A 26,787-nucleotide genomic window follows, 5' to 3' on the forward strand; every position below is an offset into this window, starting at 1 on the left:
CATGACCGACGTGGAGCTGCGCCACCTGAGGACCATGGCCGCCATCGCTGAAGAAGGAACGTTCGGGGGAGCGGCGGGGTCGCTCGGTTACACGCAATCATCCGTGAGCCAGCAGATCGCGGCACTGGAGAAGGCCGTCGGCGGCGCGGTCTTCGATCGGCCTGGCGGCCCCAGGCGGGTACGGATCACTCCTCTCGGCCAGGTCGTCTTGGCACACGGTCGCGATCTGCTCACGAAAGCGGGAGAGTTGGCAGACGCCGTCGATCGCTTCAGGGCGGGCAACGGTCGGATCGACATCGGCACCTTCCAAGGCGCGACCAACACGATCCTGCCGACCGTCGTGCGTCAACTGCTGAGCGAGCACCCTGGCTGCGACATCAGACTGTCCGAGGTGGAACCTGAGGATCCGCGGATCGGAGACCGTGATCTGTTGTTCCACTACGGTCAGCTCGAAGGCGACGTCGAGCATGTCGAGTTGCTCGACGAGCCGTACCTCTTGGTGGCCCACGCCGGCACGTTCCCCGATGGGCCCGTATCGGTGAAGCTGCTCCACCAAGCCCCCATGGTCGCCTGGCCGGCCAGCCCTCACCAGACATGGCTGGAGCGGACCCTCGCCAGGGGCGGCGCGCGGCCGCGCATCGTGTTCCGAACCGCTGGCCACGAATCCATCGTGTCCATGGCGCGGGCGGGCATCGGCTCGGCGGTGCTGCCCGCACTCGCCCTCCACGGATCCGACGCCTGGTCCGACGACCGGCTCAGCATCCATCGGCTGCAACCATCGCCCGCCAGTACGTGGTACCTGTATTGGCCGACCGGGCGCACCCATTCGCCGCTCGCCGCCCGTGCCGTCGACATCGCCCGTGAAGTCGCCCAAGAGCTGGTCGGCCAGATGTGACATCGGACGAACTCGACGGCCGCGACGCGTCGCGGCCCCCGTGGTGAGTCCTGCGAGGCGACACAAGATCTCGTGAAACACGGGAGCGCAAGGAGCGTGTTCCGCAGCGGAATCGATCGTAGAACGACGGACTGATGGAGGACCCGGAGCTGGTCGCTTGCCCGGACGGAGGTCCGGGGCCGGCGCCTACCGCCATTCGCCCGGCCGGCCGGCCCAAGGGCGAACGATCGGGTCCAACCCGCTTGGCGAGGCCCTCCGCAGTCGCCATGTGGTTCGTCGCTGGCGGATCCTGCCCGTGTGCGGGCGCGACCGCACAACTCGGTGATGCGCACCGGCTTCGGTCCGCCCGGCCGGTCGACAGGCACCGGCTGACAGCCTTCGCGGGTGCATCCGAGCCCACGCGGTCGGAGCGCCCGAGCGAGCCCTCGCCCTCCGCGGCTGCCACCGAGGCGAGATACCCCGACTCGACGTCGATACCGCCCCCTCAACGCTTTCAAAATCGCCATAGGCGATCAAGTTGATCGGTAATCATCGCTTTTCATGATGTTCCGATGAATCTAGCGTGGTGCCCATGACCAATCACCTGTCGAACGGCGAAAAGCTCCTCAAGATCAACGATGCCGAACTGTGCGTCGAGACCTTCGGGCACTCGACGCACCCGGCCGTCCTGCTGATCGACGGTGCGAGCGCCTCGATGCTGTGGTGGGAAACCGAGCTGTGCGAGCGGATCGCGCGTGGCGGCCGGTTCGTGATCCGCTACGACAACCGGGACACCGGGAGGTCCACCAGCTACCCGCCGGGCAGACCCGGCTACGCGTTCACCGACCTGGCCGGGGACGCTCTCGGCATCCTGGACGCCCTGCATGTCGAACGCGCGCACGTTGCATGCCGGTCCATGTCAGGCGGCATCGGGCTCATCATCGGGGTGGACCACCCCGACCGGGTGGAATCGCTGACCTTCGTCTCCACCTCCACGGGCGAGGACGGCCTCCCACCGTCGTCGGACGAGCTCACCAGCGGAATCCCCGACAACCCGGACCCCACCGACTCCGGCGCCGTGGTGGACTTCGTCGTAGCCTCGGCGAAGGCGTGCTCGGGCGGCTCGCCCTACTTCGACGAAACCGCCACCCGCGTGCTGGTCGAGCAGGACGTGGCTCGCACCCGCGACATCGCGGCCACCCTCGTCAACCACTACACGTTGTCCTTCGAGGGATCGTCCCGCGACTTCACCTCCATCAAGGCGCCGACTCTCGTGGTGCACGGCGACCACGACCCGGTCTGTCCCCTCCCCCACGGACATGCGCTGCACGAGGCGATTCCCGGCGCCGAACTGCTGGTTCTGAAAGGGGCCGGACACGACCTGCCGAGGCCACTGTGGGACACGTTCGTCCCGGCGCTGCTCCAGCACACGGAAAGGGGGCAAGATTGACCCGATTGCGTTCTGCCCTCTGGCTGCCGCTCTTCGACGATCTCGCCGACTCGATGGCGGTCGCCCGGCTGGCTGCCGAGGCGGAGGAGACCGGGTGGGACGGCGTGTTCGTATGGGACCACCTGCGCTGGCGGGCTCCAGTACGGCGGGTGGCCGACCCGTGGATCACGCTGGCTGCGATCGCCACCGCCACCGAACGCCTCCGGTTCGGCCCCATGGTCACCCCCCTCGCACGCCGCCGACCGGCCAAGGTCGCCAAGGAGACCGCGACATTGGACCGGCTCAGCGGCGGACGCCTCACGCTCGGCGTCGGACTCGGCAGCGAAGGCTTCGCCGGCGAGCTGAGCGCAACCGGCGAGGAGATCGACGACCGGCGGCGGGGCCGGATGCTCGACGAGTCACTGGAGATCCTCACCGCCGCGTGGTCCGGCCAGCCGGTGCACCACCACGGCCGGCACTACACCGTCGACGGCGTCTCCTTCCTTCCCCGACCGGTTCAGCTCCCCGGCGTGCCGGTATGGGCCGCGGGATTCCCCGGCAACGTCAAACCGATCCGCCGCGCCGCCCGGCACGACGGGTTCTTCCCGGTCAATCTCGAACATCCCGACCAACTCGCCGACGTCGCCAACACCCTCACCGATCTCCGCCGGCAAGAGACGACCCCGTTCGACATCGCCGTCCCCCTCCCACCCGACACCGACCCGTCGCCCTACGCCGCGGCGGGCGCCACCTGGTGGCTGGCGGAGTTCGACCCGGAAAGAGTGTCACTGGATCAGGTACGAGGCGTGGTCCGTGACGGCCCCGTCAATATCGCTGTTTCGAGGCGTACAGCACGTCGTAGTCGTGCTCGTCATGGTCGAACAGCGGGAACGTGATCGTGGATGAGCCGCGTCCGGCGACCCCTTCGATGCGTCCGGGAGCGAGGGAGGTGGGTGGTGGCGAGCTGCTGGAACACCCGGATCGGGTCGTCGGTCGACAGGACGGTGGTGGTGCCGAGCCTGACCCGGTGAGGTGGGGGGTCAGGGCGTGGAATGGACCATACCCATGCCACGGCCGGTGACGACCCCACCGGACAGACGGCGGTCGAGGTCGAGGGCGCGGTGGAGGCGCCCTCCCTCTACATCCACCCGGTGCGCGCCCGCCGTGTTTGTCCTTGACCTCGTGAAGTGGACGCCTGACGCCCGTCGTTGTGCACCGCCGTCGGTGTGCCTGCCGGTCGCCCTGGCGCACTGCATGCGCTCACCCGGCATCGTCCTGTCCGCCGCGGAATTCATAAGCGGCGGCGATGCCGGGTGGATCCTCACGTCGCCCGGATCGCGTCCGCCGGGGCCGTGCGCAGGGCCTGGCGGGTGGGGAGTTCGATCGTGAGGAAGGCCGTCGTCACGATCGTCGCCGCGACCGCGGGGAGCAGCCAGGCCGGGCCTGCCGGCCAGGGGCGGTCCAGGAAGCCCTGGCCGAGGAGGGCGAGGGGCAGGGCGGAGAGGAGCAGGCCGGAGACGAGCGCCGCCGTGGCGACCACGGCCGCCTCGCGGCGCATCATCGCCCGGATCTGCCGCGGCGTCGTGCCGACCAGCCGCAGGGCGGCGATCTCGGTGCGGCGCTGGGCCGTGGCCGCGACCAGCTTGTTGGCGATGCTGAGGAGGAGGTAGCCGAGGAGTACGACGATCGTCGCGAGGTTGATCCACACCTCGGGCGGGGTGTCCTGCTTGCCGCCGGAGGTCGTCTGGGAGGTGTTCTCCAGGGCCAGGCCCGGGCGGGAGGCCGTCAGATCGGCCAGTGCGCGTGCCGCCGTCGCCGTGCCGTCGGTGCGGACGAGGAGGCTCTGGGTGAGGCCGGAGGTGGTGTGGCCGGCCACGAGGTCCCCGGAGACGATCAGTGAGCCGAAGCCGAGGCCCCGGTCGTAGACGGCCGCCACCCGCGCCTCGGTCCGTGTGCCGTCGCCGAGGACCAGCCGGATCCGTCGGCCGAGTCCGGCGTCCCGCGAACCGGCGACCTCGCTGCTCACGGCGACCGTGGCGCCTTTCAGACCGGTCAGAGCGCCCTCGCGCACCCCGAGGTCGAGGACCCCGGCCGCGTCCGGCGTGGCGATCAGCGCCGGTACCGACTCCACATCCGGTTCGCCGAACATCTCGTACGGCCAGACGACGGTCGTCGAGCCGACGGGTGCGGCGGAGCGCACTCCGGGCAGCTTGCGTACGGCGTCCCGTGTGCCGGCCGGCAGGCCGCCGAGGGCCGGTGCGCTCAGCCGGTACTGGGCGAGCGTGCCGGTGCGGGTGTCCTGCGCGGTCGCCGCGAGGACGGTGCTCTGCGCGAGGGTGTAGGTCAGGACGAACACGACCGCCATCGCCAGCGGGCTGACCACTGCGGCGACCCGCAGCGCGTACGCCCGCACGTTGGCGAGGGCGAGCCAGGTCGGCGCGGGCGCCGTGGGCCGCAGCCGGCGTACGGCGGCCGCCCCGACCGTGCGGACGAGGGCCGGGCCGCACAGGGCCAGGCCGATCGCGGCGACGATCCCGGCGATGGAGGTCGCCGACGCGCCGATCACCGTGCGGGTCAGCAGCGGGGTGACGGACAGCGCGCACGCGGCGGCGATCAGCAGAGCCCCGGTGAGGGTACGGCCCTTGGAGGGCTTGCGCGGTTCGCTGCGGGACTCCGCGACGGCCTCCGTCGCGGGCATCCGGGAGGTGCGCCAGGCCGCGCCCCGGGCGGAGACCTGGACGGTCAGCGCGAGCAGGAGGAGCGTGGCGGCGGCGGGCAACGGGCCGACGGTCAGCGGAAGTTCGGGGGGCAGGACGCCTCGGTCGGCGAGCATGTCGTGGAAGCGGCCCGCCAGGAGGTAGCCGAGGGCCACTCCGGGGGCCAGGGCCACGGCCGCCACCACGGTGGACTGCGCGGCGGCCAGCCGGCGGATCTGCCGCGGGGTCGCCCCGACCGCCCGCATCAGCGCCAGGTCGCGGCGCTGCCCTGCGATCGACACACCCAGCGCGCCCGCCGTGACGAACCCGGTGATCAGCAGCACGATCCCGCCGAGCGAACCGGCGAGGAGGATCAGTAGCGAGCGGGCCGTGCCGACGCCCGGTGCCACGCTCTCGCCGATGTCCGCGCCGGTGCGGACGGTCAGCCCGGTACCGGCCAGCCGGTCGCGTACCGCGTCGGCGACCCGCTCGCCGGTTCCGGGTGCGGTGCGCAGGCCGATCAGGTCGTAGCGGTGTGCGCTGTCGCGGCCCGCGAGGCGCAGGGCCGTGGCGTCGGCGAAGTACACGCCCGCGCCCGGTGCGTCGACCACCGCGGCGACGCGATAGCGCACGGCGGGACGGCCGCCCGCCACGACCTGGACCCGGTCCCCGGTGCGCAGACCGGTCGCGGCGGGGACGGCGATCTCGTCCGCGCCGGCCGGCGCGCGGCCGGTGACGCGCGGGCGGGCCAGCAGTTGGGTGGAGGACCAGCCGTGTCCGGCCGCCGCGGGGTCGTCGGCGGTCGCTACGACCCCTCCCCCGACGTCGACCAGCGCGGCCGGGAAGCCGAGGTCGCCGACCACGGCCGTCACCCCGGGCAGGCCCGAGAGCCGGTCGGTCAGCGACGACGGGACGCGGGCGCGCTCGGGCAGGGCGAGCGGCAGGTCGCCGTCCGGGTGGTACTCCTGATCGGCCGCGACGACGATGTCCGCGCCGCCGAGGCGGCCGGGCGGCAGCTGTGAGCGCAGCCCGGACTCGGCCAGCACACCGGTGCCGGTGATCAGGGCGGCCCCGCCGAGTACCGCGCACACCACGGCGAGCAGCGCGGAGATCCGGTGCGCGGCCATACGCAGGGCGATCGGGAAGAGGGGGAGGCGGGAAGGGGTGCGGAAGTGCTCGGACATGGGTCAGCGCTCTCCCAACGCGACGAGTCGCTCGGCCAGTTGGGGCGCGGTGGGGTGGTCGAGGGCATCGACGACCCGGCCGTCGGCCATCACCAGCGCCTGGTGGGCGCGGGCCGCGGCGGCCGGGTCGTGGGTCACCATCACCACCGTCTGGCCCAGTTCGTCGACCAGGGCGCGCAGCAGCTCCAGCACCTCGTGCGCGCTGCGCAGATCCAGCGCTCCGGTCGGCTCGTCGGCGAACACGACGGCCGGACGGGCCGCCAACGCCCGTACCACAGCGGCGCGTTGCTGCTGTCCGCCGGAGAGTTCGGCGGGGCGCCGGCCGAGCCGGCCGGCCAGGCCGACGCGCTCCACCAGCGCCGCGATCCACTCCCGGTCCGGGGCTCGGCCGGCCAGCCGCAGCGGCAGCGTGATGTTGTCCTCGATGGTGAGGGACGGGATCAGGTTGTAGGCCTGGAACACGAACCCGACGCGCTCGCGCCGTAGTTCGGTACGGCGGGTCTCGCTCAGACCGGCGATCTCATGGCCGTCGATGCGGACGCTGCCCGAGGTCGGCGAGTCCAGCCCGGCCGCGCAGTGCATCAGGGTGCTCTTCCCGGAGCCCGAGGGGCCCATCACGGCCAGGAAGGTGCCGGGCCGGACGGTCAGAGACACCTCGTCGAGGGCCTTCACATCGCCCGGGTAGGTCTTGGTGAGCCGCTCCAGCGCGATGGCGGGGGCAGGCGCGGGCGCGGTGGCCCGTACGGCACTGGTCGCGAGGTTCACCGGCGGCCGCCCTTGAGACGGCGTACGACGAGGACGGTGGCGGCGAGGGCGGTGACCCCGCCGCTGGCGAGATTCACTGCGACACCGACGGCGGCGTAGGAGGCGACCATGTTGGCGACCGCGCTGATCACCAGGACCAGCCACAGCAGGACGCGGGTGGCCTCGCCGCGGGTGACGGCCGGGGCGGGGGCGTCGTGATGCGCGTCGTGGACGCTCAGTCGGTAGGGGTCGGTGGTCGCCATCATGGGCTCCTTCGGCGGGGACTTGGGCTGATGTCTCGGCCGGCGTCCCGGCTGATGTCTGCGACGCTACGGACCGCGACCCCCCTCGGCCGATCCCACCAGCAGCCGGGTCGGTGGTACAGCCTGCTGTACCTCACGGCGAAGTGACCCTGCCCCTAGGGTCGTTGGCACACATCAGGAGCGGAGTGAGCATGACGACGACCGACCCCACCGGCACTGCGGACGCCGACCCGACCGGCACTGCGGACCCCACCGGCACCGCTGACGCCGGCCCCACCGCCGAGCGTCCGCGGGAGGTCGCCGTCCAGGCCCTGCGGACCTCCGGTGCCGCGCTCGGGCAGCTCGTCGGCGGGCTCGGGACGGCGGCGATGGCGCTGGGCGTGCTGGTGCTGGCGGCCGTCGCCGCGGTGACCGCGCCGGCCGGGGTGGGCCTGCTCCTGGTGCCGGCCGTCGTCCGGGCCCTGCACGCCCTGGCCGACCGCGAACGGGAGCGGCTGGCCCGCTGGGGGCCCGAGATCGCCGCCCCCACCCCGCCGCCGACCGCGCCACGGGCCGCCCTCGCCCACCCCACCACCCGGCGCGAGCTGCGCTGGGCACTGCGCCACGCCAGCCTCGGGTTCCTGCTGGGGCTGCTCGGGGTGTGGCTGCCGCTGGCCGCGTTCCGGGACACCCTCTACCCCCTGGTGTGGCCGTTCATGCCGCCGGACACCAGCAGCACGTCCTTCGGCTTCGGCGTGGCGCACACCTGGACACAGGCGCTGGCGGTGAGCCTGGTCGGCGTCGGCTGGATCGCCGTCATCCTGGGTCTGACACCGGGCATGGCCCGCCTCCAGGCCCGCCCCGCACGGACGCTGCTGAGGGCCGGCCCGGACACCGACCTGTCCCTGCGGGTGGCCGAGCTGACCGCGACCCGGGCCGCCGCGCTCGACGCCCACGCCAGCGAACTGCGGCGCATCGAGCGGTCGTTGCACGACGGGACGCAGAACCGGATCGTCACGGTGACGGTCCTGCTCGGCGCCGCCCGGCGGATGGCCGTCCGGGATCCCGAGTGCGCCGACGAGCTCCTCGAACGCGCCCAGAACGCCGCCGAGCAGGCGCTGGCCGAACTGCGCGCGGTCTCCCGCTCGATCCTCCCGCCGGTGCTGTCCGACCGGGGGCTGGCGGGGGCGCTGTCGGGCCTGGCAGCCGAGTGCGCGGTGCCGTGCCGGACGGACGTGCAGGCACCGCAGCGGTGTGCGGCGTCCGTGGAGGCCACGGCGTACTTCGTGGTCGCGGAGGCGCTGACGAACATCGCCAAGCACAGCGGGGCGAACGCGGCGGCGGTCACCGTGCGGGCGCGGGGCGGACGGCTGCATCTGCGGATCGAGGACGACGGGCGGGGCGGCGCCGACGAGGAGGGCGGCTCCGGACTGACCGGCATCCGCCGCAGGGTGGCGGCCCATGACGGTACGCTCCGCGTGACCAGCCCGGCGGGTGGGCCGACGGTACTCGACGTGGACCTGCCCTGCGGCACGTGACGTTCCGGAAGCCGCGGGGCCGGTCCACCGAACCGCCCTGTACGACAGATGAGTTGGTTACCGACATGCGCATAGTGATGGCCGAGGACGACCCGTTGCTGCGCGAGGGTCTCGCCCTGCTGCTGGGTGCCGAGGGCCTCGACGTGGTGGCGAAGACCGGGACGGCCGAAGAGGCCCTGGACGCCATCGAGGAGCACAAACCCGACGTCGCGATCCTCGACGTAAGGATGCCGCCCACGCACACCGACGAGGGAATCCGCGCGGCGGTTCAGGCCCGGCGCCGCCGCCCCGACCTGGCCGTGCTCGTCCTGTCCGCCTACGTGGAACAGAGCTTCGCCACCGACCTGCTCACCGGCGGGGTGGAGGGACTGGGCTATCTGCTCAAGGAACGCGTCGGCCGGGTCGAGGAGTTCCTCGACGCGCTGCACCGGGTGGCGTCCGGCGGTACCGCCATCGACCCCGAAGTCGTCGCCCAGTTGTTCACCCGCTCCCGCCAGGACACCCGGCTGGAACGGCTCAGCCCGCGCGAACGTGACGTCCTCGCCCTGATGGCCGAGGGTCTCGGCAACAGCGCGATCGCGGAGCGCCTCGTGGTCACGGACGGCGCGGTCCACAAGCACATCCGCAGCATCTTCGCCAAGCTCGACCTGTCCCCGGCCGACCAGGTGGACCGCCGGGTGGCGGCGGTCCTGCACTACCTGCGGGACGCGAGGCGACGGGGGTAGTACGGGACACGGGGGGGGCGGCACGGGCTGGTACAGCCTGCTGTACCCGGGGTTGGGGTGTGCGCGGCAGTGATCGGAGAGCTCGGCGCTGGTGTGCTTGCGGCATCACAAAGGGCGGCGCTCGAAGGCCGCTCAGCCGCTGCCGAGCCGCCGCTCGGCCTCCCCGAAAGGGCACCCCCGGTGACGCTCACGAGCCACCCCCAGCAGGCCTCGGCACCACGCCACTCGGCCATCCGCCGCCGGCCCCTCACCTGGTTCTTCGCGCTGGCCCTGGGGCTGAGCTGGCTGGCCTGGACGCCGTACATTCTCTCCGCCAACGGTGTCGGCCTGTGGCATTGGACCTTCCCGGGCGGCGCGCTCGGCAGTCAGCTCCTCGGCGTCCTGCCCGGTGCCTACCTCGGCCCGATCGGTTCGGCGCTGCTGGTCACCGCCACCACCGAGGGGCGCGCCGGACTGCGGGCGTGGCGGGGCCGGATGACGAAGCTGAGGGTGAGCTGGCGCTGGTTCCTGGTCGTGGCGCTCTCGGTGCCGGCCGCGCTGACGGTCACCAGCGCCGCGCTGACCGACCAGAATCCGGTGATGCCGTCTGCCGCCGTGTTCGCCGCGTACGTCCCCGGCCTGATCATGCAGATGATCACCACGGGTCTGGCCGAGGAGCCGGGGTGGCGCGAGTACGCGATGCCGCACATGCAGCGCCGCTTCGGTCCGCTGGTCGCCACCCTGGTCGTGGGTGTGCTGTGGGGCTCCTGGCACCTGCCGCTGTTCCTCACCGAATGGGGCGGCGGCCCGGACGTCGACCCCTCCCGCCCCCTCGCCTTCATGGGCACGACGCTCGCGTTCAGCTTCGTGATGACCTGGGTCTTCAACCGCTCCCGCGAGAGCATGCCGCTCGTCATGCTGCTGCACACCAGCGTGAACAACTACTTCTCCCTCGCGTGGTCGGACATGTTCCCGTCGGCGGAGATCGAGACCACGACCTACGCTTTCCTGATCGCCGCGACGCTGGCGGCGGCGGTCATCCTGCTGGCGACCCGCGGACGCCTGGGCCTGCGCTGACCTGACACCACGCCACCCGACGTCCTCGAAGGCCTCCTCACCACGAGGAGGCCCTTTTCTTCATGACCTCACCCCCGGCCCCGTCTCCCTCCCCCGTCCACACGGCGGTTCGGCGACCTGACCGTCGGCTTGCCTCTGTCAAGGCCTCCGCCATCTTCATCCACGATCCCTGGGCCGGAACCAGAAGCGTCTCGATCGTCTGGTCGGGGACATGCAACGCGTCATCCGGGTGGTAGACCGTCTCGTCGACGATGTAGCCGAGGTTGGCGCAGTCCGGCCGGCCGCAGGAGATGGACGCGTGACGCTCGCCGACCGCTCGTATCGACGCCCCGCTGTCGGCATTCGGCTTCGGGGCGTCGAGTGTTGACGCGTCAGGTCTCGGGCACTCCTGGCGAGCGAGGCGTCCCTGAGCCGGCTTCGTAACTGACGGGCGACAGCGCTTATCGCCGAGTTTGGACAGCACTTGGTGATCACAGGGCAAGAAAATGTCGACGCGAACTGACACCGGTTCATGGGCGCACTGCGGCGCGACGCTGATGGGGATCTCCGAAACCTCCACCGTAGTTCGGTTGATCCACCAGACTTGCCCTTGTTTCCCGAAGGAGAAGGGACGGCAAACATGGCCAAGAGCGCGCTTCTGGTGATGGACATCCAACGTGATGTCGTGGCCATCGCCGACGACGGTTCCGGATATCTGCCACGCCTGCGCAGAGCGATCGACGGTGCCCGGGCTGCCGGCATCCCCGTGATCTACGTGGTGATGGGGTTACGGCCGGGCGATCCTGAAGTCAGCCCTCGCAACAGGGCGATGACAAACGCCGTGCGGGCCGGTCTGTTCACCGAGGGCGCCCCTGGCACCGAGATTCACGACGACGTTGCGCCCCAGCAGGGCGACGTGGTGGTGACCAAGAGGCGCGGGAGCGCGTTCTCGGGCAGCGACCTCGACCTGGTACTCAGGGCTCGCGACATCGACAGCCTCGTTCTCACCGGCATCGCCACCAGCGCTGTAGTGCTGTCCACCCTGTGGCGCGCCATCGACCTGGACTTCGGCCTCACCGTCCTGACGGATGCCTGCCTCGACACCGACCCCGAGGTGCACCGGATGCTCACCGAAAAGCTGTTCCCGCAGTGGGCAGATGTCGTCGCCGTAGAGGACTGGCTCAAAGCCATAGCACCGCGACAGCGGGAGGCCGTCCGGACTCACGCGTGCGGGGCAAGACAGCATCGCCTCTCACCGCCCGGGTGAAGTCAGCCGGCGGCGTTCCGTGCTGCTGTCCGGGCTTGGGCGATAGCGAGACGGTAGGAGTCGGTGCCGGTCTGGATCAGGTTGCCGCCGACGGAGAGCCGGTCGACGATGCCGGCACCAAGCCGGGGATCGGCGAAGGTCTTGGTCCAGCCGCTGAATCTTTCGTTCGAGGCGATGGCGACGCTGTTCGGGGTCGTGACTCCAGACCCCGAAGATCGTTCACCTCGCGTGATTCTCCCCGGCACCCCGCTCAAGACGCCTCAGCCCGCCGAGACCGCCCCGTCACCGGGCGAGGCACTGGTGCGGACACATCAGTGGCAGGGCTTCTCCTGCGAATCACGTACGGTCCGCGCCGCCTCCGCGCCGTGCTTCCCGCCCGTACTGCTCATCGGTGGGGCGTTCCAGCGAAAGGAATCCTGGGGACGCTGCGAGGAGGTGTTCCTCAAGAGCATGGACGTGTTCACCGTCGACCCGCCCGGCTGGGGAGCCGCCGACCTGCTGCCCGAGACCTACGGCGTCGATTTCCTTGCCGACGCCGTCTGCCACATGCTCGACGAGTACGGTACCCGCCTGGTCAATGTGCTGGCCGGTTCCTACGGAAGCGCCATCGCCTACGAGATCGCCCGGCGTTACCCCGACCGGGTCGGACGCGTGGTCCTGGTCGGCACGATGACGGCCATCCCCGACCACGCGCAGGCCGCGATGCGCCGCACTCTGAAGTACCTGGCCGCCGGACACATGGAGACGTACGCGCACGCCACGGTCGACCTCCTCATGACCCCAGAGCGCCTCGCGGACATCCCCAACGGCACCCGCGTCCGAACACTGCTGCTGCGCCGCATCGCCAACCTCTCCGAAGCGGAGGCGCACCAGATGTACACCAACACCCTGCGCCTGCTCACCCATCAGGCCCTCGACACCAGCCAGCCGCCGCGCGCTCCGGTCCTGACCGTGACCGGCGAATACGACTCGTTCACCACTCCGGAGCTGTGCCGCCAGATGGCAGCGGCGTGTGCCGACAGCTGGTACGCCGAGATCCGCGACGCCGACCACATGCTCATCCTGGAGCGGACCGCAGAGACGGCCGACTTGATCACCCGATTCCTGGCAGGCCAGCCGCTCGACGGCCTGCCCTACTGCCGCAGCGTCGAGCGAGTGTCACCGACCCTCACCCCGCCGACCGCCGAGCCCCTCTACATGACCTGACTCGCCCTGAGCCTTTGCTCCTGATGTGCGGGGTCGTTGCCCGGGTCCGCGGTGAAAGGGAGTTGAAGGCAGACGCGCAGAACGTCGACGCAGGTCCGGCCTCGCCCTTGCCGACGCCATGGACGACGGAGTCCATGGCTGCACACGGCCGGTCCTGGCAGGAGACGTCACCTGCCAGGCGCGGTTCGGATGTTCTACCAGCCGGTCAGGTCCACGAGGAGATCGCAGTGCGGGTCCTCGGGGGACGGACACTGGTACTGCTTTTCTCTGATGAGGCTCGGCAGAGAGGCGACCAGCGCGGTGGGCGTACCCGTGAGGCGGGTGTCAACGCCGATGATGCCGGGGAGATCAGGACGCTGCACGTACAGGCGCAGCAGGCTGGGGCCCAGGAGCAGAAACCCGATCAGGAAGGGGTTCTCCTCGTCATCGGGGTTCGACAGGGCGCGCAGGACGGTGAGTGCCAGGCCGTGTTCGGGTTCTGGGTCCGGGGTGAGCTCCGCGGGACGGAGGCGGATGACCGTCATCCCGATGGCTTCGCTGATGTCGCTGCTGCTGTGGAGCTGGGTGCCGGCCAGGACGGTGCGAAGGATGCCGGGGATGTAGTAGGGCGCGACGGTGTCGTTCGGGATCTCGTACAGGAAGGTCGCGCCGTCCTCGTCGTCTGCGGCAAGGACGGCGATCCGGACGGCGCCTGGGGCGGGCAGGACCCCGCGCAGGCGGCAGCCCTCAGCGATGGGCGCGTTGAGGTAGTACAGCAGCAGGCGGCTGACGGCCGCCTGCTGCTCCCGGTCTTCGGAATCGATCACTGGCTCATCCGTGCGGGGCACTTGTTGTGTGGCTGGTTGCGGCAGAAGGCGTTGATGACGCCGATCTTCTGTCCACGGCCGGCGTCATGCCTCCCGTCCGCAGCATTGCGGGTGTACTGAACGATCCCGACAGACGTGACCTGCGCGGGGTGGCCGCCAGTTCTGGGCGACAGCGGCTCACGCCTGCCCGTCGGTCAGACTGCCGCGGGGGCTCCGAGCATGGCGGAGGCCTGTTGCAACGGGCTGAGAATGCGCTCGGGTGCGGCAGCTCGGGAGAGGTCGCGGCAGGTGAAGCCGAGCTGGGCCATGGCTCGCAGGACCTCGTCGGCGCTGAAGTCGCGGCGGTCCTGGCGGGTGACGACCTGCCCGACCTGCTTGACGGGGTAGGTGCGACGACCGATGGTCACGGACGCCCCGATGACTTCCTCGGGCTTGACGCCCTTCATCGATTCCAGGACGCCGCTCTTGGTGAGGTCGAAGGGGAAGCGGGCGATGACACAGCGCATGATGCCTCACAGGGAGAAGAACGAGGGAATGGTTCTGACGCGGTCGAGGCGGTCAGCGTGCCAGGGCGAGGACGCCCAGGGCGTTGCCGTGTTCGTCCACCACGGGCAGGGCATCGAGGCGGCGGTAGCGCATCGCGTGCTCGGCTTCGGCCATCGTGGTCACGGGGGAGGCGAAGGGCCCCGGGTCGACGAGGATGTCCCGCAGCTGGACCCGGTCCGTATACACGGAGCTGTCGCGGACCGCGGTGAGCTGGGCCCGGGTGACAAGTCCGGTGCACACGCCGTCGTCGTCGCAGACGAGCAGATGCCCGGAGCGGACGCTCGCCATGACGGACAGGGCCACCTCTACGGTCATGTCGTCACAGGCCTGCGGTCCGGCGGTTTCCATGGCGTCTGCCACCGTCCGGAGCACGGGGGCGGCGGCGCCCGTCGAACGAAGCTGCATCTGAACCATCGTCAAAACGTGCCTCCTACAGAGGTGGGCCGGTTTCCTGAACCTGAACGCGAAGTCTTCACGCCGCCGGGTCGAACGAGGACTGCTGGGTCCTGCGCCGGGCGGCCGAGGCGGTGCTGCGTCGGCCGCGTGAGGACGACGTGCTGCGCTGCCGCCGCTCGGCGACCGGCGCGGTGATCGTCACCGGGATACCGGAGGGTGTCCGGGCGCCGGTGATCCGGCCGAGTGCCTCCTCGCCGGAGCGGACCTGGGTGGTCTGGGGCGAGATGCCGGCGGCGGTCATGAGGCGGGTCATGTCGCGGCGCTGGTTGGGGGTGACCAGGGTGACGACGCTGCCGGACTCGCCGGCGCGCGCGGTGCGGCCACCGCGGTGCAGGTAGTCCTTGTGGTCGGTCGGCGGGTCGACGTTGACGACGAGGTCGAGGTTGTCGACGTGGATGCCGCGGGCCGCGACGTTCGTGGCCACGAGCACGGTGACGTGCCCGGACTTGAACTGGGTCAGGGTGCGGGTGCGCTGCGGCTGCGATTTGCCGCCGTGCAGGGCGGCGGCCCGCACTCCGCTGTTCAGCAGGTCCTGCGTCAGACGGTCGACGGCGTGCTTGGTGTCCAGGAACATGATCACCCGGCCTTCGCGTGCCGCGATCTGCGTCGTCGTCCATTGCTTGTCCGCGCCGTGGACGTGCAGCACGTGGTGCTCCATCGTGCTGACCGCACCCGCGGACGGGTCGACGGAGTGGACGACCGGGTCGACGAGATAGCGGCGGACCAGGCGGTCGACGTTACGGTCGAGGGTGGCGGAGAACAGCATCCGCTGGCCCTCGGGGCGGACCTGGTCCAGGAGCGCGGTGACCTGGGGCATGAAGCCCATGTCGGCCATCTGGTCCGCCTCGTCCAGGACGGTGATCGCGACCTGGTTCAGTCGGCATTCCCCGCGGTCGATGAGGTCCTTGAGACGGCCCGGCGTCGCGACGACGACCTCGGCTCCACTGCGCAGCGCATTGGCCTGCCTGCCGATCGACATTCCTCCCACGACCGTGGCGAGACGCAGCTGCACCGAGCGGGCGTAGGGGGTGAGCGCGTCGGTCACCTGCTGGGCCAGTTCACGCGTGGGCACGAGGACCAGGGCCAGCGGCTGGCGGGGCTCGGCGCGCTGTCCGGCGGTGCGGGCCAGCAAGGCCAAACCGAAAGCGAGGGTCTTGCCGGAGCCGGTGCGCCCGCGTCCCAGGGCGTCGCGGCCCGCGAGAGTGTTGGGCAGGGTCGCGCCTTGGATCGGGAACGGGACGCTCACGCCTTGGGCGGTCAGCGCCGCCAGCAGCTGCTTGGGCATGTCGAGGTCGGCGAAGGTTTCCACCGCGGGGAGTGCGGGAGTGATCGTCTCCGGCAGGGCGAACTCGCCCTGGACGACTGCGGGCCGCCGGCCGTAGCCGCTCGAACGGCTCGGCCCCCCAGAACGGCTCGGGGTGGACGATCCGAAACGGCCGCCCCGCCTCGAACCGGCGCCGGCGCCGAAAGCGGTGCCGTCACCACGGCTGCGGCGGGAAGAACGGGAATTCGTACGTGCGGAGTTCATCGAGAACCCTTCCTTGATACGGCACGCATCAAGGAATTCCCGCAACAGAAGCAGCGCAGGGAATCACAAGCACGGACCGAATAGAATGCGAAAAAGAATGAGGGGTGCGGTAGATCTGGCGCGGATTGCATCAACGGAATTTCCGGCACCACATGGACGTGACATTCCGGATGCCTACCGGTTGCATCTTGGACCAGGCGCGTCCCTGGACGAGGGACCAGGGACGCTTCTCGTCCCGCAGGTCGCACCACTGCGGCACATGTCCGTAGCTGGGGCCCGCACCCCGAGGGATGCGGGCCCCAGCTACGAAGCGCGCGCCAACGTCAGGCGATGACGATGTTCTCGGCCGTCGGGCCCTTCTGGCCCGCCGCGATGTCGAAAGTGACCTTCTGGCCTTCGAGCAGCTCACGGAAGCCCTGGGCGGCGATGTTCGAGAAGTGGGCGAACACGTCCGCTCCCCCACCGTCCTGCTCGATAAAGCCGAATCCCTTGGCCGCGTTGAACCACTTCACCGTGCCTGACGCCATGTCATGTCTCCTCTTGGGCAGTACGCCGGGACCCGCGATGCACGGATACCAGGTCGCCGCGATGATGCCCCGTCCGGAAACAACCGGCCATACGAAAAAGACGCCAGTGGCGAAAAATTCCGACGCAGATTTTGGGAACCACAACTGCAACTGAGATCGACAGTAGCATGAGATGGCGAGCCGGGTGCTGTAAGCGACCCCGCCCTGTCTATAGCAGCAAAAACACTTTCCGCGCCATGTGCCAAACCCTCACGTCGCGGATATAGATATTGACCGACCCGAAGCGCAGCGTTTCAGCAACAGCGGCACCGTGGAGCGCTCAAAAGAGCGCGCAGCTCATCGGAGATGGTGGCTCCGCGATCTCGAACTCACGGCCTGGCACGTCCTGCGCTCAGACCGCAGGTCGGACGACCCTGCTGGACGGACAGCCCTCCTCCAAGCCTGGACGAGTGCCTGAACGTCTACTTCCCCACGCCGCCCGTAGCCACGACCTCGCAGTGCTACTCTCCCGGCCCGGCGCGCCTGTCTCTTCCGAGCCACACCGTGGCCGCCAGCGATCAGCACGCAGACGACAGGGACCGCAGCGTCGTCGCTGCCAAGGCGGAGGTGACCGCCTGGTCCAGCAGCACGGCAGAACGCCCACGCCGACGACGTAGGTGCTGGAGAACCTCCGCACCACCACATCTGACGCAGGTGCCACTCGCCGTAAACCCTGTCATCCGAGGCGATGATCCCGCTGTCTCAGGCTGCGGGTGGTTTGGACGCTTCGGCGGCGCGGCGGTGCTCGGCGTTGATGCGCTGGGCTTCTTGAAGTTGGTCTTCGAGGATGATGATGCGGCAGGCTGCCTCGATGGGGGTGCCCTGGTCGACGAGTTCGCGGGCGCGGGCGGCGATGCGCAGCTGGTAGCGGGAGTAGCGGCGGTGTCCGCCCGCGGAGCGCAGCGGGGTGATGAGGCGGGCTTCGCCGATGGCGCGGAGGAAGCTCTGGGTGGTGCCGAGCATCTCGGCGGCCCGGCCCATGGTGTAGGCGGGATAGTCGTCGTCATCAAGACGGCCGAAGAAATCGTCTGCTGTCATCGCACCTCTCTGTGGACACGTGGAGGGGCCCTGGTGCCATCTTGCACCAGGGCCCCGAAGGAACTGCTACACCATCTGCCGGCCCCAGTAATGCGCCGGCCTTCTGTTTCCGCGAGCCCGGCCTGAACGCTGCCGGGGATGCGGGGATCGCGGATGCGTGACCGGAGACCACCTCACTATCGATGTCCTGCGGTACCCGGACCCACTGCTCGTCCGGGCGATCCTGATGGCGCTGGGCTCCTCCGTTCTTCCTCTGATCACTCACTTGCCAAACCAGTACTGCGGTACTGCTGGTGGCCTGTCGGAGCGCCACTCTTCGACAGCCAGCCCCGTCGCCCGTCCTGCGTCTGCTCTGGCTTAGAACCCCACTGCCGAACCTCCCGGTACGCGCGCCCGCAGTCAGACGCCTTTACCGGGGTACCACTCGAAAAACTGCACTGCGGGTACTGCGGTCCCGCTCGTGGCGGCCCCTGATCACTGCGGGCCACCCGGTCCGGCCGTCAGTCCCGTCACCGTCCTGCAACAACCCTGGCTCCGGAACTCCACCGCCGCACCGTCCTGCACTTGCAACTACGTACTGCTGCCAGGCAGTTCATCTCTGCCGGGCCCTCTTGATCTCGGCTACGAGAGAAACCATAACCGGCTCATCGACCAATGTCTACTCCGGCCAATACAGATTTTCATGAGCCTGACTGCGAGGTAGTCGCCCACGAACGGAACAGCGAACAACAGACACCTGGCCCCTGCGGCTGGGCAGCCGCCCCGGTCAGCGCACCTGCGCCTCGTCGCGGGTCGCAACACCCCCTCGGGCCTCACTCGCGATCGGCGCCGCACGTTGAGACGGGCCCAGCGCGGTCCGAGGCCGGGCAGGGGTGGCGCCGTGCAGGCGGACCGGCCATCGACGATCCAAGACCCGGGTGACCGGATGGAGACGTGAGCGTCAGCGCCGTAGCCGAGTGTTCCGCGACCGCCGAAGCCGCCGCACGCGATGCCCCTGGCACTCCTGAAAGCCCCCGAGCAGCAGGAAATCGCACCCGGAAACGCCGACTCCGTGATCCTGGTCGTCTCCGAACGCGTCACCGACGCCCTGCGCCACGGCGGCGAAACCCGCACATCAGTGACAGCCTGTGATCGATCTTCCCGGACCCCCGCGATCACGTCCCGCAGGCCCGGGGCTTCATCCCGCTCCCGACGTACTCCCCGTCGGGCGGGCGCCAGTGGCATACCAGTTCATTCACGTGCGCGGGCCGGACCCGCGGGCGCGGCCAGTAGGCTCTGGTCGCGGTGGGACCCGCGAGCCGCCGCCCAATGCCTTGGCGACGGCCGGCGAGCCGCCGCACCACGGCCATTGCGGGAGGGGAAGCGTGATGATCGCTGCGGAGTACGGCTACGAGGTGCTGCCGGGAGCGGCGGTGGACACCCCGGGCGTCGAGGACGTCCTGCGGCGGCGTGAGCGCGGCCTCCGGTGGGGCATCCTCGCATCGGCCGCCGAAGTGCTGCTGTTGGCGGCAGTCCTCTCCCTGGCCGGCCCCCTCTCCGCCCCCGGTTTGGTCACCGCCGCCTTCCTGGTCCCCGTCATCGCCGTCACGGCAGGCCTGACGCTGCTGTGGCGCCGGGCGCGACGCCGGGAGCGGCTGGTGATGTCCACCTACGGTTGGCAGGTCTGGCCCGTGCGGACGCAGGAGGTCCGGGTGGTCGCCGCCGAGGGCGAGCGGGTCCAGGGCCGCCGTTGGGGAAGGGATGGACGGGTGGTGCTGCTCCAGCCGGACGGCCAGAGCCACTGCTCGTTCCCCGTCCCGGCGGACGGCTGGGACGGCCCCCGCCCCGGGGGACCCCGCCCGGCAGACCGGGTGTGGTTCGCCGGCGACACCAGGTTCGGCGGCATGATCGCCGAACCTGGCGGGCTGCCCTTTCGCTACGTCGTCCGCTCCACGCCGGGCAAGCGCCGAGGCACCGGATCGGAGGACGAACTCGCCCGCCACGCGGGCCTGATGCCCCGGAACCGGCGGCGGTAGGATTCCCGCCCGCCTCCCGGCCGGATGCCGGATGCCGGATGCCGGATGCCGGATGCCGGATGCCGGAAGAAACTGAACCGGGCGTGTTCTGTGAGCGCCTCATGGCGGGCAGCTCATCGTTGGCCAGCACCTGCCCGCTCCTGCCGACCGCGACGGAGAGCACCTTGCCGTCCGGAGCGGAGTGGTACTTCACCTCCGCGCCGCTGGTCATCAGCCCAGCAAATCGTGGCCGGCGCCGCGCAGATGCCGGGACGTGACCGCGCTGGACGGCAAGCTGATCGTATGGGATACCGCAGGCCACCTCGCGTTCGAACGGTTGCGGAACCAGCTTGCCCGGCGCGGTACCAGGGCGGACGGGGCAGCGGAGGAGTGGCTGGCCCACTTCGTCGCGTGCGATGCTCCTTCGGCTGTCCGGGACGGACACGACCGGGTGGCCGTACCAGCGGCGCAGGGCCGCGCTGGAGTCGGTGTTCGCCGCGCGGAGGTTGTCGCCCGTTGAGGGCCCAGTCGGGCCCCTTCCGGGTCTCTCTCGTCTAACTCGGCCCTGAGCGGTACCCGCCGGTCCAGGTTGTCGCCGGTTACGGCGTGTACGGGGCGTCGCTGTGGTGCAGTTCCACCATGGTGGGCTCGCTGACCTCGTACACAGCGGTACGGGTGAGGGTGACGACGGCTGCCGGATCGTCATCGCCGCGGGTGCGGTAGACGACGGTCACCTGTCGTGGTGCCCCGCCGGACGGGAAGTCGATGGAGACCACAGGCGTACGGTCGCCGAGCTCGGCGGCGGCTGCGGGGACGGGGGTGCCGCCGTCGTTGCGCCAGGTCACCAGCGTGTAGAACTTTCCGGTGCCGCCGGTCGAGATCTTCAGGGCTCCCACGGCGTCGGGCGCACTGTCCCCGGTGATGTCACCGATCGCGCACTGCGGTTGCAACTCGATCACTACACCGTCCGCGCCCTCCCAGCGCCCTGCGCTGAGGGCAGCACCCGAGATGCCGTATCCCTCCAGCCCTCCGCCGTCCAGCGACGCGTTCCGCAGCTGCTCGCAGGTCAGAGCCTTGGCGCCGCCGGCCGCCGTACCGCTCGGCTTCAGGGACGGAGGCGTGGTGGGGGTGCCGGGTGTCTTCGCCGGGCTGTCGGGCGTCTTCGCCGGTGCGGCGGTCGCCGGCTTCGACGTCTTCTCCGGCTTCCCGCTCACGGCGGCTTCCCCCGCAGCCGAGTCCTTCGGCCCGCAGGCCACGACCAGCCCCGCGACCAGCCCTGCGGCAGCCATCTGGGACACCCGTCTCGCCCATCCCCTGGATCGGTTCACTCGTCACTCCCGTCGCACCATGGCCCGGCATTCCCGCTGGGCAGGACCGGAGACGCGGATGGGTGGGGGACGGTTGCACCGAGTTGTCCCTGTTCCGTAACTCCCGGACCCTGCCCAGCGAAGCGGACGGAGCCGGCCAAGCGGCTTCAGCCGCGTACTGGACGGCGACGATCCCGCCGGGCAACGGCCCGAGCAGACCGCCCACACCCTCCTGGCCGCCCACAGGGCCAGTCCCGGCGCAGTCCGCGACCGGCCCGCGATCCGCCACATCGTCGCCGAAATCGCCGACCGGCACCCGCGGGTGTGGTGTGCGCGAACTGCGCGCCGCAGTGATACAGGCCTGCTGACGCCCGCGCGGCGGCGCCGGCCGGTGGCTCATGAGAGCCGCGCACTGCGGTCGAGCGCTTCTGCCTGCGCCCGTGCCTGGCGAAATGACCCTCTCCCGCTGCCGTCGGCGCGGCTGCGTGCCCGGACGTCGCGAAACGGAGGTGACGGAGGTGACGGAGGTGTTCGGCGGATTGGTGCTGTCGCGGTCGACTGGGCGGGCGATGGCGGATGTTCCGCTGCAGGTGCAGTCGGTGGCCTTCCCTCCGCTGTGGTGCGGTGAGCCAGCCGCTGACCTGGCGCCGGGAGGTCGGCCGCAGACCGCATCGGCCCGAGGATGTAGACCTGTGGGCCGATGTCGCGCGAGTGATCAATCGGTCGGCTGATGCCGCCGGGGTGGGCAGATGACAGCGTCGCCCTGTGCCCACGGACCGGCCGTCCCGGCACGATTGACGATTCGTGACCACGGGAGGGGACCATGAACACCACGCCGTTCATCAGCCGGAAAGGCATGACGCGCCGCCGCATGCTGGGGGCCGCGCTGGCGGCCGGGACCGTCGCGCCGCTTGCCGCCGTCGCCGGGCCCGCGTGGGCGGGCACCCCCGCCTCTGCTCCGACGCGGCTCTCGCTGCCTGAGCCCACCGGGCCGCACCCGGTGGGCACGGTCCAACTGCACCTCGTCGACCGGTCGCGCCCCGACGACATCGCGGGACCCGGGCACTTCCGGGAGCTGGTGGCCACCGTCTGGTACCCCGCCCGGGACGTCGAGCGGTACCCGGTGGCCCCCTGGATGCCGGCCGGCGCCCTTCAGGCGTTCCTCGCCGACGCGGGGCTCAGCGACCTGGTCCCCCTGGCGCCGCTCACGGCCGGCCACGTGGGCGCTCCGGTGCGGCGGTCGGGTCGGCGGCTGCCCGTCGTCGTGTTCTCGCACGGCGCGCACAGCCACCAGGGCGACCACACCGTCATGGTCCAGGAGCTCGCAAGCCACGGATACGCGGCGGTGACGGTGGCTCACCAGTACGACACGTACACCGAGTTCCCCGACGGCCGGGTCGTCGTCCCGCTCTACGACCCGACGGCGCCGACACTGCCCGGGGACTTTGCCGAGGACCTGCGCTTCGTTCTTGACAGCGTCGAGCAGCTCGCCGCCGGGTGCAATCCGGACGTCGGCCGACGGGAGCTGCCGGCCGGGCTGCTCGGCTCCCTCGACCCGCGGCGCATGGGTGCGTTCGGCTGGTCGAAGGGCGGTACGGCCACCGCCTGCGCCATGCTCGCGGACGAGCGGATCCAGGCCGGGCTGAGCCTCGACGGCCCGATGCAGATGAACCCGCCGCTGGACGGCGACCTGGACCGGCCGTTCATGATGATGTCCGCCAAGTTCACCCGGGCCACGGATCCCGAGGTCGCCGCGTTCTGGTCGCATCTACAGGCCTGGCGGCTGAACATCCAGGCCCAGGGCGCCGCCCACATCTCGTACGGCGACAACGAGGCGCTCTTCCCACAGGTGGCAAGGCTACTCGGATGGAGCGCACAACAGCTCCAGGGCGTGATCGGCACCCTCGATCCTGACCAGGCGGTGAAGATCCAGCAGTCGTACCCGCTCGCGTTCTTCGACGAGCACCTGCGCCACCGTCGGGGACACCTGCTCGACGGGCCGTCCTCAGACTTTCCGGCCGTGGCGTTCCTTCCATGAGTGCCTGCGACCCGCGACATCGGGTCGGTCCGGCCGCAGGCGCTCGAGGGGGGAAGGCGACGACTGGGCCAAGTACTACCCGAGCCGCCTGTCACGCCCGGTTGTGAATTCAGCCAGCTGTCCAAGGCTGCGGACAGCCGGCCGTATTCGATCGTGGCCACGCCAGGCCGTGGCCTCGGCTGGCGGTGGACCGCGAAACAGCACGTTCCGGCGGCAGCCGGTTCGGGCAGAACTCAGGCCTGCGGAAAGGCGATTCTGCGACCCTGCGGTTACGGCAGCCCTCATGTCGAGCTCGTGGCCTCGCCGAGCGTGGAAGGACGTCGCTCGCTACGCGAGCAGCCAGACGCTGAAGTGCTGCCGGCGGCATCGGCACCCGGGCAACCGCTTGCCCTTGCTCGGGAGGCCTCTTGCCCGGGTGCAAACTCCGCGTGACACGGTCCGCCCGCCTCCCTATACCTGTGATGCAGCGAGCAACTGCAGGGCGTGCTCCTTCAGTTGAGGACTGGCATGTGAAGCGTTGCCTGAACCGAAGGGGGGTTGGGGATCATATTCGACGGCGAGCTGGATCGCCTTGGCCGTGTCGTCGTCCGCGATGAGGGACGCGAGGTACAGGGCCATGTCCACGCCCGCCGACACCCCGGCCGCAGTGATGATCTTTCCGGAGCGTACGTATCGCTGCGGCAGGTAGGTGACATCGAACGTGGACCGGAGGTAGTCGGCGGAGGCCCAATAGGTCGTCGCCTCCCGGCCGTCCAGCAGCCCGGCCGCGGCAAGGACGATGCTGCCCGTGCAGACCGAAGTGGTCCACTGGGTGTGTCGGTGCATCCTGCGGATCCAGCGCAAGAGCGCCTGGTTGTTCATCGCTCCGATGGTGCCGCGGTTGCCCGCGCCTGGCACCAGGAGGACGTCGAGACGGTCGACCTCGGCGATGGAACGCTCGGCGACCACGGCCACATCTCCGGTGTCCGTGCGGATGGCTCCGCGTTTCTCGGCGATCATGGTCACGGTGGCGTCCGGCAGCCGGGACAGGATTTCGGCCGGCCCGGTGGGGTCCAGCAGGCTGTAGCCGTCGTACAGCAGGATGCCGATGTTCGGGCCCGCGCTTCCGCCGGGCTGGACCGCGTACGCCGTTTCGGTCCGGGCGGCTGCCGCCGTGGCCGCGAGCACGGCGGTGGCCGCGGTCCCGCGCAGGACGTTTCTGCGTGTCGTGGAATGGCTCATGGGCTGGGAGTCTTCTGCCTCGGTGGGACACGCGGGGGTGGCATGTCCGGCATCCTGCGAAGTCTGTCCCCCGTGACCCCATAGCGGTCGAGGAACGCCTGCCGCAGCGTCTCCGCCGACCGGAAGCCACACCGTCGGGCGATCGCTGTCATGGACAGTGCGCTGGAGCGCACGAGGTGCGCCGCCGCTTCGGTCCGTGCCGCGCGTACGGCGCGCGCGGCAGTTGTACCGAGGTGTGCCGTGAACAGCCGAGTCAGGTGCCGAGGGCTGACCCCTGCCCGGGCCGCCAAAGCCGCTGGACTGAGGTCCTCGGCCAGGTGGCCGGCGATATAACCCATCAGGTCCCGTACGAGCCGGTCTTCCGGCGGTGGAGCGGCAAGGAACATGGAGATCTGGGCCTGGTCGGCGGGCCGGTGCAGGTAAGTGACGAGTTCGCGGGCGACGGTCCGCGCGAGTGTCGGACCATGGTCGTCCTCTATCAGGGCCAGTGTCAGGTCCAGGGCGCTGGTCACACCGGCGGAGGTGTAGACGTTGCCGTCGCGGACATAGAGGGGATTTGCGTCCACGGCCACGGCGGGGTGGCGCTCGGCGAGCCGTTCTCCCCATCCCCAGTGGGTCGTCACCCGTCTGTGGTCGAGCAGTCCGGCGGCGGCCAGTACGTACGCGCCGGTGCAGACGGAGGCCACCCGTCGACTGCGTGCGGCCAAACGGCGAACCTGGCTCAGTAGTCGCTCGTCCGCCGCCGCGTCTTCGCATCCGATTCCGCCCACGACGATCAGTGTGTCCAGCCGTCCCACGACCGCCTCCAGACTCCGACCGGCTGCCAGCAGAATCCCGGCCGAACTCCGGGCAGCCCGGCGGCCGAGGGTGCCCAGCTCGATGGCGTAGGGCGGCTGTGCGCCGTACCGGTTGGCGACGTCCAGGGCACCGCTGGGACAGGCGATGTCGAGGATCTGCGCGTCGTCGTAGGCGATGATGAGAACGCGCCGCTGGTCCCCGTGCTCGTGCCCACCCTGATTCAAGCGCATACCCCGAGCACCACTTCTCTCATCCGCTCATCCGCTCGTCCGCTGCCTCAAGGGGCGTGCTTCGACCGGGCCGATGGCCTCATGCACATCCGCCCCACGGGACTTACGCCCGCAGGACATCACCTTCGCGTAAGGCCCCAGGAACTGGAAGCTTGCTCCTACCGGCCGGGGCTTCACGGTGTCGGGGACGAAGCTCGCCTGGGCGAGGAGGGGCACTTACGTACCCTCCCGTGACGTGTGACCGCTCCCCCTTCACAGGTTCCGCCCTCCCGCTCGCTGCTCTGCGCACGCGGGCCCGTCGTATGTCACTGGCCGCGACCTCAGGCGGGGCTTCTCGCTGTGCACCGTTGGATGATCACCACCCGAGCCCGAGTACGTCCTTCAGCACCTTCGCCGTCGCACGGGGGAACGCGGTGTTGCCGTTGTGTCCGCCCGGGAACTGGACCGGCTCCGTGTCCAGTTGTGCCGCCAGCGCCAGTGCGCAGCGGTAGGTGTGCACCGTGGACCGCGTGGTCCGGCCCGTCGCCGGGATGATCCGCGTGCCCGCGGCCGTCGCGGCCGGCACCGGCTCGTCCCGGTAGTGGTCGTCGGAGGTGACGGCTGTGAATTCCGTTCCGATGAAGAACGCGAAGTTGGCCTTTCTGCGGATCGTCAGCGGCTGGGGCGTGAGCCCCTCCTCGGTCTCGTCGTGCGCCGGGTCGATGCCGAGGTGGCGGGCGATCGCCGGGAAGGCTGCCTCGAGGCCCCCGGCTGTGTATGCGTCCTGGATGGCCTTCAGTTCCGCCACGTGCTCCGCGCGGTCTGCCTCGGACAGCAGGTTGGGCATCACGGGCTCGTGGGCGATCAGTGTGCTCACCAGGCCCGGATGCCGGGCCACGGTCTGCAGGCCGATGGCGGCGCCCATGCTGAATCCGGCCATCAGTGCCGGCCCGTCACCGACCTCGGTGATCAGCCGGGCCACGTCGTCCGCGTGGTCGGCCATGGTTACGGGGCGGGCAGGGTCGTCGAGAGTGCTGCGCGACAGACCACGGCGGTCGTAGGTGACGACGGTGAACCTGTCGGCCAGGTGCGGGACCAGGTCGACCGTTCGGTCCGCGTCGCCCTCGCCGCTCTGGGACAGAACGAGGACCGGGCCATCGCCCTCGATCTGGAAGTGAAGGGTGGCGCCCGGAACAGAGAGCGCGCGGATGGTGGCGGCGGTCGTCGGCATGGCGGATCCCCCTTGTTCGGCTGTCGTCGGCATCTGCCGACTGACACCACGACAATAACGCATCTAAATCGATACATCAATCATGATGCATCGATCTGGATGTACCATC

General features: G+C 70.3%; 24 protein-coding genes and 1 pseudogene. 11 read left to right on the forward strand and 14 right to left on the reverse strand.

The features are described from left to right. The first annotated feature begins 1 nt into the window (after position 1). The 4 genes from H4687_RS02180 (at position 2) to H4687_RS47325 (ending at position 3,481) form a co-directional block, all read left to right on the forward strand. On the forward strand, positions 2 to 895 hold the full coding sequence (locus H4687_RS02180) for a LysR family transcriptional regulator (RefSeq protein ID WP_046917318.1): 894 nt from the start codon (positions 2 to 4) through the stop codon (positions 893 to 895). A gap of 571 nt (positions 896 to 1,466) precedes the next feature. Continuing rightward, on the forward strand, positions 1,467 to 2,324 hold the full coding sequence (locus H4687_RS02185; protein ID WP_046917317.1) for an alpha/beta fold hydrolase: 858 nt from the start codon (positions 1,467 to 1,469) through the stop codon (positions 2,322 to 2,324). A gap of 5 nt (positions 2,325 to 2,329) precedes the next feature. Further along, complete coding sequence (locus tag H4687_RS02190) at positions 2,330 to 3,199, forward strand: LLM class flavin-dependent oxidoreductase (protein WP_225966558.1); 870 nt, start codon at positions 2,330 to 2,332, stop codon at positions 3,197 to 3,199. 156 nt (positions 3,200 to 3,355) lie between these two features. Continuing rightward, on the forward strand, positions 3,356 to 3,481 hold the full coding sequence (locus H4687_RS47325) for a hypothetical protein (protein ID WP_257035288.1): 126 nt from the start codon (positions 3,356 to 3,358) through the stop codon (positions 3,479 to 3,481). A gap of 143 nt (positions 3,482 to 3,624) precedes the next feature. Here H4687_RS47325 and H4687_RS02195 read toward each other — a convergent pair whose 3' ends face one another. From H4687_RS02195 to H4687_RS02205, 3 genes are read right to left on the reverse strand one after another with little or no spacing between them, the layout of a single operon-like run. After that, positions 3,625 to 6,183: an ABC transporter permease gene (locus H4687_RS02195; protein ID WP_046917311.1), complete on the reverse strand. Its 2,559-nt coding sequence runs from the start codon at positions 6,181 to 6,183 to the stop codon at positions 3,625 to 3,627. 3 nt (positions 6,184 to 6,186) lie between these two features. Continuing rightward, a complete protein-coding gene (locus H4687_RS02200) occupies positions 6,187 to 6,948 on the reverse strand; it encodes an ABC transporter ATP-binding protein (RefSeq protein ID WP_046917310.1) in 762 nt (253 codons plus the stop codon). Beyond that, positions 6,945 to 7,193 (reverse strand): hypothetical protein, encoded by a 249-nt coding sequence (locus tag H4687_RS02205; protein ID WP_225966559.1) that lies wholly within the window; start codon positions 7,191 to 7,193, stop codon positions 6,945 to 6,947. The genes H4687_RS02200 and H4687_RS02205 overlap by 4 nt, the downstream gene beginning before the upstream one ends. A gap of 188 nt (positions 7,194 to 7,381) precedes the next feature. Here H4687_RS02205 and H4687_RS02210 point away from each other — a divergent pair, with 188 nt between their 5' ends. The 4 genes from H4687_RS02210 (at position 7,382) to H4687_RS02225 (ending at position 11,734) form a co-directional block, all read left to right on the forward strand. Further along, entirely contained in the window at positions 7,382 to 8,707 is a 1,326-nt protein-coding gene (locus H4687_RS02210) for a sensor histidine kinase (RefSeq protein ID WP_225966560.1), read from the forward strand. Between the two features lie 65 nt (positions 8,708 to 8,772). Next, complete coding sequence (locus tag H4687_RS02215) at positions 8,773 to 9,432, forward strand: response regulator transcription factor (RefSeq protein WP_046912956.1); 660 nt, start codon at positions 8,773 to 8,775, stop codon at positions 9,430 to 9,432. Positions 9,433 to 9,612: 180 nt separating this feature from the next. Next, positions 9,613 to 10,488, forward strand: a complete 876-nt coding sequence (locus H4687_RS02220; RefSeq protein WP_046912957.1) for a CPBP family intramembrane glutamic endopeptidase — start codon at positions 9,613 to 9,615, stop codon at positions 10,486 to 10,488. Positions 10,489 to 11,107: 619 nt separating this feature from the next. Then, positions 11,108 to 11,734, forward strand: coding sequence for a cysteine hydrolase family protein (locus tag H4687_RS02225; protein ID WP_225966561.1), 627 nt, complete (start codon positions 11,108 to 11,110; stop codon positions 11,732 to 11,734). A 2-nt stretch (positions 11,735 to 11,736) separates the two neighbouring features. Here the strand turns inward: H4687_RS02225 and H4687_RS46070 are convergent. Then, positions 11,737 to 11,922: pseudogene (locus tag H4687_RS46070) on the reverse strand (ATP-binding protein); the annotation flags it as partial. A gap of 40 nt (positions 11,923 to 11,962) precedes the next feature. On the opposite strand from H4687_RS46070, the gene H4687_RS02230 reads away from it, so the two are divergent. After that, positions 11,963 to 12,940 carry an alpha/beta fold hydrolase gene (locus H4687_RS02230; protein WP_050398140.1) on the forward strand — a complete coding sequence of 326 codons (978 nt, stop codon included), beginning with the start codon at positions 11,963 to 11,965 and terminating at the stop codon, positions 12,938 to 12,940. A gap of 194 nt (positions 12,941 to 13,134) precedes the next feature. Here the strand turns inward: H4687_RS02230 and H4687_RS02235 are convergent, their stop codons facing one another. The 6 genes from H4687_RS02235 to H4687_RS02260 form a co-directional block, all read right to left on the reverse strand. Next, entirely contained in the window at positions 13,135 to 13,746 is a 612-nt protein-coding gene (locus H4687_RS02235) for a hypothetical protein (RefSeq protein ID WP_050398139.1), read from the reverse strand. Positions 13,747 to 13,940: 194 nt separating this feature from the next. After that, a complete protein-coding gene (locus H4687_RS02240; protein ID WP_046912959.1) occupies positions 13,941 to 14,252 on the reverse strand; it encodes an SCO5918 family protein in 312 nt (103 codons plus the stop codon). 52 nt (positions 14,253 to 14,304) lie between these two features. After that, positions 14,305 to 14,712, reverse strand: a complete 408-nt coding sequence (locus H4687_RS02245) for a CBS domain-containing protein (protein ID WP_046912960.1) — start codon at positions 14,710 to 14,712, stop codon at positions 14,305 to 14,307. A 52-nt stretch (positions 14,713 to 14,764) separates the two neighbouring features. Further along, a complete protein-coding gene (locus H4687_RS02250; protein ID WP_046912961.1) occupies positions 14,765 to 16,276 on the reverse strand; it encodes a DEAD/DEAH box helicase in 1,512 nt (503 codons plus the stop codon). A 323-nt stretch (positions 16,277 to 16,599) separates the two neighbouring features. Beyond that, on the reverse strand, positions 16,600 to 16,803 hold the full coding sequence (locus H4687_RS02255) for a cold-shock protein (RefSeq protein WP_020114795.1): 204 nt from the start codon (positions 16,801 to 16,803) through the stop codon (positions 16,600 to 16,602). A 741-nt stretch (positions 16,804 to 17,544) separates the two neighbouring features. Then, complete coding sequence (locus H4687_RS02260; RefSeq protein ID WP_046912962.1) at positions 17,545 to 17,880, reverse strand: helix-turn-helix domain-containing protein; 336 nt, start codon at positions 17,878 to 17,880, stop codon at positions 17,545 to 17,547. A 1,367-nt stretch (positions 17,881 to 19,247) separates the two neighbouring features. On the opposite strand from H4687_RS02260, the gene H4687_RS02265 reads away from it, so the two are divergent. Further along, complete coding sequence (locus H4687_RS02265; RefSeq protein WP_046912963.1) at positions 19,248 to 19,895, forward strand: hypothetical protein; 648 nt, start codon at positions 19,248 to 19,250, stop codon at positions 19,893 to 19,895. 578 nt (positions 19,896 to 20,473) lie between these two features. On the opposite strand, the gene H4687_RS02270 is transcribed toward H4687_RS02265, so the two are convergent. Beyond that, on the reverse strand, positions 20,474 to 21,163 hold the full coding sequence (locus tag H4687_RS02270; RefSeq protein WP_225966563.1) for a hypothetical protein: 690 nt from the start codon (positions 21,161 to 21,163) through the stop codon (positions 20,474 to 20,476). An 841-nt stretch (positions 21,164 to 22,004) separates the two neighbouring features. Here H4687_RS02270 and H4687_RS02275 point away from each other — a divergent pair. Continuing rightward, positions 22,005 to 23,219 carry an alpha/beta hydrolase family protein gene (locus tag H4687_RS02275; RefSeq protein ID WP_046912965.1) on the forward strand — a complete coding sequence of 405 codons (1,215 nt, stop codon included), beginning with the start codon at positions 22,005 to 22,007 and terminating at the stop codon, positions 23,217 to 23,219. Between the two features lie 450 nt (positions 23,220 to 23,669). Here the strand turns inward: H4687_RS02275 and H4687_RS02280 are convergent, their stop codons facing one another. The 3 genes from H4687_RS02280 to H4687_RS02290 all read right to left on the reverse strand — a co-directional run bounded on the left by H4687_RS02280 (position 23,670) and on the right by H4687_RS02290 (position 26,678). Further along, a complete protein-coding gene (locus H4687_RS02280) occupies positions 23,670 to 24,440 on the reverse strand; it encodes a DJ-1/PfpI family protein (protein WP_046912966.1) in 771 nt (256 codons plus the stop codon). Next, positions 24,437 to 25,468, reverse strand: a complete 1,032-nt coding sequence (locus H4687_RS02285) for a GlxA family transcriptional regulator (RefSeq protein WP_046912967.1) — start codon at positions 25,466 to 25,468, stop codon at positions 24,437 to 24,439. Before H4687_RS02285 ends, H4687_RS02280 begins: the two co-directional genes overlap by 4 nt. A gap of 355 nt (positions 25,469 to 25,823) precedes the next feature. Continuing rightward, a complete protein-coding gene (locus tag H4687_RS02290; protein WP_046912968.1) occupies positions 25,824 to 26,678 on the reverse strand; it encodes an alpha/beta fold hydrolase in 855 nt (284 codons plus the stop codon). Between the last annotated feature and the right edge of the window lie 109 nt (positions 26,679 to 26,787).

The organism is Streptomyces stelliscabiei (assembly GCF_014873495.1).
GTDB lineage: Bacteria > Actinomycetota > Actinomycetes > Streptomycetales > Streptomycetaceae > Streptomyces > Streptomyces bottropensis.